This window comes from Bradyrhizobium sp. Kon56 (genome assembly GCF_055807635.1).
Window position 1 is genome coordinate 1 of sequence record NZ_JBVVOU010000069.1, and the last position, 9,675, is coordinate 9,675.

Annotated in this window: 7 protein-coding genes and 5 pseudogenes; 6 read left to right on the forward strand and 6 right to left on the reverse strand. The window is 60.8% G+C overall.

The features are described 5' to 3' along the window. Positions 1-148 precede the first annotated feature (148 nt). The 4 genes and pseudogenes from AC0L3B_RS37515 to AC0L3B_RS37530 form a co-directional block, all read right to left on the reverse strand. Entirely contained in the window at positions 149-700 is a 552-nt protein-coding gene (locus AC0L3B_RS37515; protein WP_473382536.1) for a CoA transferase, read from the reverse strand. Next, positions 681-1,199, reverse strand: coding sequence for a CoA transferase (locus tag AC0L3B_RS37520; protein ID WP_473382540.1), 519 nt, complete (start codon positions 1,197-1,199; stop codon positions 681-683). The genes AC0L3B_RS37515 and AC0L3B_RS37520 overlap by 20 nt, the downstream gene beginning before the upstream one ends. Continuing rightward, positions 1,196-1,462, reverse strand: coding sequence for a CoA transferase (locus AC0L3B_RS37525; RefSeq protein ID WP_473382524.1), 267 nt, complete (start codon positions 1,460-1,462; stop codon positions 1,196-1,198). Before AC0L3B_RS37525 ends, AC0L3B_RS37520 begins: the two co-directional genes overlap by 4 nt. Before the next feature lie 105 nt (positions 1,463-1,567). After that, positions 1,568-1,781 (reverse strand): annotated as a pseudogene (locus AC0L3B_RS37530) (integrase core domain-containing protein); the annotation flags it as partial. Between the two features lie 87 nt (positions 1,782-1,868). On the opposite strand from AC0L3B_RS37530, the pseudogene AC0L3B_RS37535 reads away from it, so the two are divergent. The 4 genes and pseudogenes from AC0L3B_RS37535 to tnpB all read left to right on the forward strand — a co-directional run. Further along, positions 1,869-3,232, forward strand: a pseudogene (locus AC0L3B_RS37535) (IS30 family transposase). A 31-nt stretch (positions 3,233-3,263) separates the two neighbouring features. Beyond that, positions 3,264-3,556: pseudogene (locus AC0L3B_RS37540) on the forward strand (integrase core domain-containing protein); the annotation flags it as partial. Positions 3,557-4,727: 1,171 nt separating this feature from the next. Then, the gene (gene tnpA, locus AC0L3B_RS37545) at positions 4,728-5,153 is read left to right on the forward strand and encodes an IS66-like element accessory protein TnpA (protein ID WP_473382528.1); all 426 of its coding nucleotides are present in this window, start codon (positions 4,728-4,730) and stop codon (positions 5,151-5,153) included. A 61-nt stretch (positions 5,154-5,214) separates the two neighbouring features. After that, positions 5,215-5,370: pseudogene (tnpB, locus tag AC0L3B_RS37550) on the forward strand (IS66 family insertion sequence element accessory protein TnpB); the annotation flags it as partial. On the opposite strand, the gene AC0L3B_RS37555 reads toward tnpB, so the two are convergent. Both AC0L3B_RS37555 and AC0L3B_RS37560 read right to left on the reverse strand, forming a co-directional pair. Beyond that, entirely contained in the window at positions 5,346-5,579 is a 234-nt protein-coding gene (locus AC0L3B_RS37555) for a hypothetical protein (RefSeq protein WP_473382544.1), read from the reverse strand. The pseudogene tnpB and the gene AC0L3B_RS37555 sit on opposite strands and share 25 nt — an antisense overlap. Before the next feature lie 59 nt (positions 5,580-5,638). Beyond that, complete coding sequence (locus tag AC0L3B_RS37560) at positions 5,639-6,787, reverse strand: recombinase family protein (protein ID WP_473382531.1); 1,149 nt, start codon at positions 6,785-6,787, stop codon at positions 5,639-5,641. 534 nt (positions 6,788-7,321) lie between these two features. Here AC0L3B_RS37560 and tnpC point away from each other — a divergent pair. Beyond that, positions 7,322-8,940, forward strand: a pseudogene (tnpC, locus tag AC0L3B_RS37565) (IS66 family transposase). After that, positions 8,937-9,176 (forward strand): hypothetical protein, encoded by a 240-nt coding sequence (locus AC0L3B_RS37570; RefSeq protein WP_473382534.1) that lies wholly within the window; start codon positions 8,937-8,939, stop codon positions 9,174-9,176. The pseudogene tnpC and the gene AC0L3B_RS37570 overlap by 4 nt, the downstream one beginning before the upstream one ends. Positions 9,177-9,675 lie beyond the last annotated feature (499 nt).

The window sequence follows — 9,675 nt, forward strand, 5'->3', positions numbered from 1 at the left end:
CAAATCAACAGACTTCACGAGCCTCTCGAAGGCCTTTCGGCCAGAGGATGACTCGATGTCCAGCAGAACCGATCGCTAGCCGCGCATGTGAGTCATGCCGTAGATTACCGTTATCGAACTGTCAGCGGACTGGCTGGGGCAATTTTGATCACCTCAGCCCCGAAACGAGCGAGATAGCATCGTGCGTGCGGCCAGCGATGACATTGCTTAGGTCGAGAACGCGCACGCCCTCGAGCCACCCCGCCGACTTGTCAGCCTTGCGTGCCGACATTTGCCTGGCAGGTAATTCCGAGAATGCTGCGATGGCCTGATCGAAGGCGACCCATTTTCGCGGCACGGGGCTCAACATCAGTTCCCCGCTTTCCTCCAGCCAGGCCACAGGTCCAAGCTGAGTGATCGGTCCATACACCGGATCATCGACCTTGATCATCAGGCCCGCGTGTTCTGCGTGATCGTCTCTGATCCAGTCCTGCTGCCAGCGCTGCGGCGCGGCTGGTATTCGTCCCTCTCCGAAGATGCGCTCCCATTCGGTTGCGGTGCGGGTGAGAAAGATGGTCTTCATTCGTGCGGCGATCTTGTCCGCCCACGTTTTCGGAAGGACCCTGAGGGAGACATCAGATCGCCAGTCGCGCACCGAAAGATAGGTGTTCGACTCCTCTATAACCCCCTCCGCCAAGAGCTCATCGTACCGGTCCAGCACCTGCAAACAGCGCCTGGTATGATGCTTGTGGGCCGAGGAGGACGAAGAACATGCGCCCGTCTTTGCATTTGTAGTTGCGGGCAAATGGATCGAGGAGTTCCTGCGTCTCCTCATAGGAGAGGTTCATTGGCAAACGCTCCGCGCCTCCGGGCGATCTCGCGCTCACGGTGACTTGTAGCGAAGCGGAAGCTGATCGATGCTGATGGAGTTGTATGCGAGCCCCTCCATGACCGCATGCAAGAGGCACCTCGATCTGGTCGCCGATTCCGCTGCGTTCTCGTGCCTGAAGCGCCAGCACCGTAGCCAAAACCGCCAGCATCGTATCGCAGCCCGATGCCAGAGGTAGCGGCGAGAAGGACGGGTTGATCCCCCTCAACACACGATTCAACCCCATGTCGGTGAACAAGCCGGAGGACGCCCCAATCACGGCTTCAAAGGCACGCCACTCGCGACGGAGTTGATCGTTAGAAGCAAAGCCGGGAATGGAAACGCTAGTCAGGGCTGGATGAGTTTTTGCGCAGGACGCTGAAGTCGATCCCGACCCGGCTCAGCACTCCCGGGCGGAAAATTCTCGATGACGATATCTGCGTCGGCGATCAACGTTTGCGCATGCGATAAGCCCTCCTCCGTCTTTAAATCGACCGAAACGATCAGCTTGTTTCGATTGAGAGTCGCATTGGCTGGACCGTCCCAGAGGGGACCGGATGGGGGGCAATATGCACGACGGTAGTAGCGCGAGCGCCTGAATCCAGCTTTCACCATCGTGCCGTCGTTGCAAGCCCCGAGAGATTTACCTGAACGATGTCGTCGTCACGACGGCGACACAGTGATCTTCCCCCAAAAAAAGTGGACAGGGTTCAGCAGCTTTTAGCTCGATCTCGATCGGGCGGTATATCCGATGGCGGAATGGCGCCGGGTTCGATTGTAGAAGCCTTCGATGAAGCGAAAATATCGCGCTGGGCTTCGGCACGGGTCTGATAGTCGCGATGATGGACGAGCTCGGTCTTCAGGGTGTGGAAGAAGCTCTCCATCGGGCATTGTCGTAGCAGTTGGCTTTGCGGCTCATCGATGCGGTGATGCCGGCGGCTCACAGGACCGCACGATAGTCCTGTGAGGCGTATTGGGCGGATTCAAACGGTCGTCGCCACACCCTGAAGTGGAGGTTGCGATGAAAGATTTAAGTCGATGTTCGGCGCGGTCAGGACGAGCGCCATTGCCATCGCCAGGCCGGCCGTCTGCGGCCGGACGCGATGAACAGAATAGATTTTGGAAGGCGATTGCCACAGGGCAGAGCAGCGAAGATGCTGCGTTTGAGGCCGGATTATCGCAACCTGTCGGAAGCAGGTTGTTCCGAAAGGCAGGCGGCATGCCACCAGCGATGTTCAGATCTTCGGCCAAGCCTCTCTCCGGGCGCTACCTTTCATTGGCTGAAAGCGAGGAAATCGCCCTTCTAAAGGTGCAGGGCCACTCGATACGGGAGATTGGGCGCCGCTTGGGACGGGCTGCTTCGACGGTCTCACGTGAATTGCGGCGGAACGCGGCCACCCGCGGCGGCGGGTTGGATTATCGGGCAACAACTGCCCAATGACATGCAGACCGATCTGCCCGCCGGCCCAAACCGACCAAGCTTGCGCCCAACGCTGCCTTGCGCACTTATGTGGAGGAGAGACTTACCGGCAGGATCGTAGCCCCGAGCGGAGCTTGTATTGCTGGCCCCACCGTTCGGCGGAACGGCCGCCGGCATGGCCGGCGAAAGGATCGACGATGGGCCAAAGCATGAAGCCCTGAGCAGATTGCCCGACGCTTGCCTATCGACTTCCCGGACGACAAGACGATGCGCTCAGCCACGAAGCATCTATCAGGCTCTCTTCGTTCAGGGCCGCGGTGTACTACGCAGCGAACTGACGGCCTGCTTGCGAACTGGACGCGTGTTGTGCGTGCCAGGGGGCGCGTACGCAGGCACGGCAAGGGCTTTGTCTCGCCGGAGATCATGATCAGTGAGCGCCCCGCTGAAGCGGCCGATCGAGCCGTGCCGGGACTTGGGAGGGAGACCTCATCCTCGGTCTTGGCAGCTTGGCGATCGGCACGTTGGTCGAACGCACGACGCACTTCACAATGCTATTGCACCTTCCCCGGTTAGCGGGGCATGGCGAAGCTCCGCGCAAGAAGAACGGACTTGCGCTTGCAGGACACGGGGCGGAAGCCGTGCGTGACGCGATCTCGCGCACCATCATCACTTTGCCCGAAGAACTACGTCGCGCGTTGACTTAAGATCAAGGAGCCGAAATGGCTCAGCACGACCGCCTCACGATCGATGCGGGCATCCAGGTCTACTTCTGCGACCCGCAAAGCCCTTGGCAGCGCGGCACTAACGAGAACACCAACGGGTTGCTGCGGCAGTACTTTCCGAAAGGCACAGACCTGAGCATCCACAGCGCCGACGAGACTGTAGCAGCGGCCCTCAATGACCGACCCAGAAAGACACTGGGCCGGAAAACGCCGGCAGAAGCGCTTGACGAATTACTCTCATGAGTGAAAACAATTGGTGTTGCGACGACCGTCTGAATCCGCCCAGTTCACGGGCGCCGCGTTCACCGGCGTGCTTTTCGGTCATGACATCGCCATCAGCATGGACGGCCGGGCGCCTGGCGCGACAACGTGTTCGTCGAGCGGCTGTGGCGCAGTGTCAAATATGAGGAGGTCTATCTGCGCGCCTACGACACCGTGTCCGACGCCCGCGCCTCGATCGGCCGATACCTCGCCTTTTACAGTGGCTGGCGTCCCCACTCGAGCCTTGGCCGCGGCACCTCGGATCAAGCTTACTTCAACCCGCTGCCGTTCCGCGCGGCGGCCTAACTCTGGCAGAAGCTCCACTTATGGACGCGGAATTGCTGTTCAGACAACCGAGACCATCTCTTCCTTGTGACAAGGCAGCGCAATCCAGGAGCGAGTTAGCGGTTAGGACATCATCGGCAGATACACGTCACTTGACGGTTCAAACTCGGATGTCGGGACGTGGCGAGATCGCTGTGAAGTGCACGAACGCGACCGTTGCCGCCCGATGCCGAATGGAGAAGCCGCAGCTCGTGCGGCTTGCGAGGGCACCTCGTTTAGCTGGCTGACCGCGAGTGGAACCAGACCGACTCGAGCGCCGGATCGCCATGCACGACGTCGGCGTGGGCGCTCGCGACAGCAGGCACGTCGAAACCAGCCGAACAAGATGCGGCGTGGAGACGCCAAGCGCGATTCCAGCACGACTTGCGCTTTGCAACGCCATTCGGGGCTCCAACAGATGAAAGGACGTTTGATTATGGTGGCGCTTGAGCGGTGAGTTTCCTCATTTCCAAGCGTCACTACGTCGAATTGTGGCATCTGGGCCTGGCGTCGCGAGGTTTTCATGCAAGGTGCGCGACCTGTTTCTCAAGTGCATATCTTTGGCGGGGGTTGAGCTTCTAGGTGCGGAAAAACGAGTCAAGGGCCAGGCGCGCAACGCCAGCACAGATGCAGTACGACGGAGAACGTCGGGAACGGAGCTCTTGTAGGGCGGGCGATTCGGAATGACCGGATAGTTGAAGAATCGTTCTGATGCAATCACGCCGATAACGAACAATATCGCCGTTGCTCGCGCACGATAACTCCCGATCTGTTCACTTCAATTACAGGCCGCCGGTATGTCACGCGCCGCGCGATTTCTCCGCGTTGTAGTGCTTCCTTGCCTGCTGGCGGAATGCTTCGCGCTGGCTGAGGCTTTTTTGCGCCCCATTAAGCTCCTCAACCCCTTAGGATCGCTCCAATGTGAGCGGCGCCGTTTGTTTGGGCGCGTCGTGGTCGAGTAGCTCCGCCATTTGGCTTTGCCCTCACAGATCCAGGCGGGCGGCTTTCCCGCACCCGGCTTTTCCCAAGAGTAACCCGGTCATATCCGCGCCTGCGCCCATGTGCGAGTGATCCGTGGAGTTGGCAGGCGGAAGCGTATCGCTCCGGCGAGGACCGCCTTGCGCGGTTTGTTGGAGGATGAAGACATAGGCGTATGACTGACCATATGGCCATGCCTAAGGTTTCCCGACTTGAAGTCGTCTCGACGGGCGCTCGACGCCGTCCGACATTGGAAGAAAAGCAGCGAATCGTCACCGAGAGCCATAGCGGGCCCGGTCTGGTGTCGGTGACGGCACCACGCAACGTGCTGTCGACAAGCCAATTGTTCACGTGGCGCCGGTTGGCGCGCAAAGGCAAGTTGAGCGGGGATGGCGCGCCGGCGCTTGTTCCGGTTGAGATCACGTCTGCAGCGGCTCCGATATCGAGTAGCGCGCCACAACCGGTGTCTTCACCGCCTGCGCAACGTGCAAGGGCCGGCATTATCGAGATCGAGCTTGGCGGCGGCGGTCGCGTGCGCGTTGACCGGGACGTGGACACGGAGGCGCTGCAGCGGGCTCCTGAGCTTCTGAGACAGCGATGATCCCGATCCCGAGCGGCGTCAGGGTCTGGATTGCCACCGGCCCAACGACATGCCCCGCGGGATGCAAAGCCTGGCGCTTGCGGTCCAGGAGAGCCTGAAGCGCGATCCTCATGCTCGCGATCTCTACATCTTCCGGGGTCGTCGCGGCGATCTGGTCAAGATCCTCTGGCATGACGGGCTGGGCATGTCGCACTACGCCAAACGGCTGGACCGAGGCAAGTTCATCTGGCCTTCGGCGTCGGACGGCGCGGTATCGATCTCAGCGGCGCGCACGTCGGTTAGCGCCGCTTCCCATCGGCGATCGAGTTCTGAGGCGACCAGGCGATTGTCTGGATCAGCTCGATTGAACTGCCGTTCGGCGAGCGCCGCCGTGTACCGCTTGCGCTCGAGCTCTCGTTCTGCGCTGGAACGTAACGCATTGTTCATCTGCTGCTGGACCCGGCGGGAGTGCGACAAGGCATCGAGTTCGGCCGGCGCCAGTGCAGTTAGGAATGCATCGGCAACGGCCGCATCGATACGGTTGGCCCGGATGTGTTGGCAGGTCGGCTGGCCTTCCTCTGGGGCCGCAGGTGATTGCATACATACTCGCCGCCCCCCTTGTAGCGGACGTACATCTTATGGCCACATCGTGCGCACCAGGCGATGCGGTGGAGCAGAAGCTCGCCATCGCGAGGCGCGCCTCGGGTTTTGATGCGCATGTATTCGGCTCGGTTATCTCTGATGACGGCTCGGATTTTTTCATAAATTGGCCAGTCGAAATAGGCAGGATATCGATCTTTGACGACGATCCGCCACTCCTCAATCGGCCGCGGAGCCTTTTGCGGCACGGCGCCTTCCCGCTTCGGCGGCTGGAAGCGGGTTCGTCCATAGACGAAGGCACCCGCGTATGCGGGGTTCTTCAAGACGGCCGCCACCGCAGCCAGCGTCGCGCGCGTCCAACACAAATCGCCATGCCGATCACGACGTGGCAGTTCGAGGTCACGCTCGTTCAACGCCCGCATGACCTTGGCAACGCTGCGCAGTTGCAGGAACAGCTGGAAGACGAGACCGAGCCGCCCTTGCACGGCCATGTCGGGATCCTTAACGACTACGCCGCTCGGCTCCCGCATCAGCCCGATTGGCAGCATAACCGCAAGTTCGCCGCGTTCGGCTTTAGCCAGCAGGCCGGCGGTCAGCCGGCTGCGGATCGTATGTAGCTCAAGCTCGGAGATCGAACCTTTCAGCCCGAGAAGCAACCGTCCGTTGGGAGTGCCCGGATCATAGACACCATCGCGGTCGGCGATCAGACAGCCACGCAGACCACAGATATCCAGGAGCGGGTACCAGTCGGTACAATTGCGCGCCAAGCGAGTCACGTCGATCCACAGAATGAGCCCCACTTCACTCAGGCCAACACGGCCAACGAGTTCTTTGAAGCCGTTACGATGCGCTGTAGACGCGCCGCTCAACCCGAGATCGGTATCAATCACGTCGATGGCCGCCTCACGCCATCCGAGTTCACGGGCGCGCTTGTGAAGCGCGTATTGAAGGCGCAGGCTCTCCTGATTGCTTACGACCTGGTGGGGCGTCGACTGCCGGATGTAGACTACGGCTTTGCGCGCCAAGTGGCTTGGTGTGACCAACTCGGACTTCATGAGGGATCTCCGCCAAAATCGCGGCGACGTCTTCGACGATCCGGCGTCGGAGCGCGGGCGTCAGCGGCGACCAAAGATCGGCTGGATCCATGCTCATGTGCGTCGGGACAATCCGCTGTCGATAAAAGCTCGAGTAGAGCCTCCGTACTCAGCTTAATCTGATTTGCTTCTTGTCCATAATATTCGATTGCGGTTGCCTGAATTAGAGACTGCTTCCCGTGCGATACTCAACTTCATACGAAGCGGGAATGCCTCGGCCTCGCTGGCCGATCTTCCTGATCACTTGAAATGAGCGGCCGTACAAAGGATGGTGGGGGTCTCGAACTTCGACCACCTCCGGAAAAGATTCGTCAGACTCACTATTGGGGACATTCCTCAAATCCCCTCGCGGTCCGGGATCGACTGGCGGAATCCACAGCTGAGCTGGCGACCGAGAAGCGCGGGCTGAGCACAAGATCCAGCAGATTTTGCATTTTTGGGGAGTCACAGCGCTTCCACTGTGTCGCATGGATGCCGAGCGCGACGCTGTTCCGGATGACATTGCCACCGCCGAAAGAGGCGTTGGCCGCGGAACGCACGAGGGGTTTGGAGATCGCGGCTGAGCTCGCGGTCGCCCGTGCGAAAGCGTCTGAGGACGAAGCGCTGATCGCCCAGCAGAAGCTGCAGATCGCCCAGCTAAAGCATAAGATCTACGGCCAGCGGTCGGAGCGTTCGTCGCGCCTGATCGAGCAGTTGGCCTTGAAGTTCGAAGAGCTGGAAAGTGACGCCACTGAAGACGAGCTGGCGGCAGAGCGCGCTGTGGCCAAGGCGACGACGGTGCGCGGATTTACGCGCAAGCGCGGCGAACGCCAGACGTTCCCCGAGCAATTGCCGCGCAAACGAGTGGTGATCGAGCCGCCGACGGCTTGCGGGTGCTGTGGCGGCAATCGTCTGCGCAAGCTCGGCGAGGACGTGACGAGGACACTGAAAGTGGTACCGCGCCAGTGGAAGGTGATGGAGACGGTGCGGGAGAAGTCCTCCTGCCGTGATTGTGAGAAGATCAGCCAACCGCCAGCGCCGTTCCATGCCGTCGCCGCGGATGGGCCGGCCCGAGCCTGTTGGCCATGATCATGTTCGAGAAGTTCGGCGAACACCAGCTGTTGAACCGCCAGGCGGAGCGCTATGCCCTAGAAGGCGTGCCGATCGCACTGTCGACCATGGCGGATGCCGTGGGATCGGTCTGCACCTCGCTCAACCCACTCCTGCGCCTGGTGGAGCCCGTGTCATGGCTGCCGAGCGGCTTCATGCCGCTGATACGACCGTGCCGGTGCTGGCCAAGGGCAAGACCGATACGGCACGGTGCTGGATCTACGTCCGGCACGACGGGCCTTTTGGGGGCGCGGGGCCATCGGCGGCGATGTTCTATTACTCCCGCGACCGCAAAGGCGAGCATCCCCAGGTGCATCTGGCCCGATATGCCAGCATCCTGCAGGTCGACGCCTATGATGGGACAACCAGTTCTATCCGGCGGGCGCCAGCCAGGCCCAATCCGGGAGGCTGCCTGCTGGTCACACGGACGGCGCCCGTTCTTTGCCATGGCCGACATCGAAGAGAATGCCCGGCGGAAGGCCGCTGGCAAGAAGGAAATCCCGCTCTCGCCGACCGCGATTGAGGTCGTGAGGCGGATCGATGCGCCCTTCGAGATCGAACGCTCCATGAATGGCGGGAGCCCCGACGAGCGTCTTCAGGTGCGGCAGGCGCTGGGCCGGCCTCTGATCGAGGAGCTTCAGGTCTACATGCGCGAGCAGCTCGCCAAACTGTCGCGCGCTCACGACCGGGCCAAGGCGTTCAACTATATCCTGAAGCGATCGGCGAGCTTCACGCTGTTCCTTCAGGACGGCCGCGTGTGCCTCTCCAACAATGCCGCCGAAAGGGGCTTGCGAGGCATCGCCCTTGGACGGAAGCTCCGGCTGTTCTGCGCCTCTGACCGCGGAGGGCGGCACGCTGCGGCTATGTACAGCCTGATCGTCACGGCCAAGATGAAGGGCGTCGATCCGCAGGCGTGGTTGACTGATATCCTTGCCCGCATTGCCGCTCATCCGGCTCATCGGCTGGACGAGCTTCTGCCCTGGAATTGGACGCCGGCACCAGCGATCTCCGCTCGAGCGGCATGACCACCCACGTCAACATGGTCCATCACGTCACCACCATCACCCAGGTCGCAAAAGACCTCGGCGAAGATGAAGATTGGCTACGAGACGTCGCCAACGAAATGGAGATCGAGGACGGCGCCATTTGGGGCTTTGGCGTTGGCGAAGACGGCGTTCAAGCGTTCACTGACTTCGGCATCGAGCGCATCATCGAGCTCATCCAAATTTATAAAGAAAATCCGCAGTTACTTAAGCGATGACCGTCAGAAATCCAATCAGGTTGCGGCCTACGCCGGAGGCCTACTCGGACGCGTGCCGTCAGGATCTCGAACTCCAGCCAGCCTATGCGCCGGCTTTTCTGGCGCGCCGTCTCAGACAAACGCAGCCAGGTTCGACGCACGCGGTAGAAGCCGTTGAGCGCTGGATAGTGTGCGGAGTGCCATAGTAGCCATAGTGCCCGCGCAGCACGGCGGCGAACCACTAGTGCTGCTTGGTGTCAACGGCGTTCAATTTTGCATGCCGAATGAAACTTCATGGTTGTGCGACCATAGCTATAGACAGCGTGCGCATTTTGCCCACGCGCGTCTACATGCCGGCGATGGTCGCCCTATGCTCGCGAGCGGCGGCCTGGGTCATGGTTGAGCATCGAAGTTGAGGGGATCGCTCGCATTTTGCAGAATTCCTCCTTTCTTGGTCGATCTTTGCAGCCTTTGCGCGTCGTCACGCCCTACATGTTCGCCTTGCTGGGGAGTTTAGACG

Coding starts and splice junctions, on each gene's coding strand:
- AC0L3B_RS37555 (WP_473382544.1), bottom strand. CDS start 5,579: ATGAACAATGCGTTACGTTCCAGCGCAGAACGAGAGCTCGAGCGCAAG.
- AC0L3B_RS37570 (WP_473382534.1), top strand. CDS start 8,937: ATGACCACCCACGTCAACATGGTCCATCACGTCACCACCATCACCCAG.
- AC0L3B_RS37560 (WP_473382531.1), bottom strand. CDS start 6,787: ATGAAGTCCGAGTTGGTCACACCAAGCCACTTGGCGCGCAAAGCCGTA.
- AC0L3B_RS37525 (WP_473382524.1), bottom strand. CDS start 1,462: ATGGTGAAAGCTGGATTCAGGCGCTCGCGCTACTACCGTCGTGCATAT.
- tnpA (WP_473382528.1), top strand. CDS start 4,728: ATGACTGACCATATGGCCATGCCTAAGGTTTCCCGACTTGAAGTCGTC.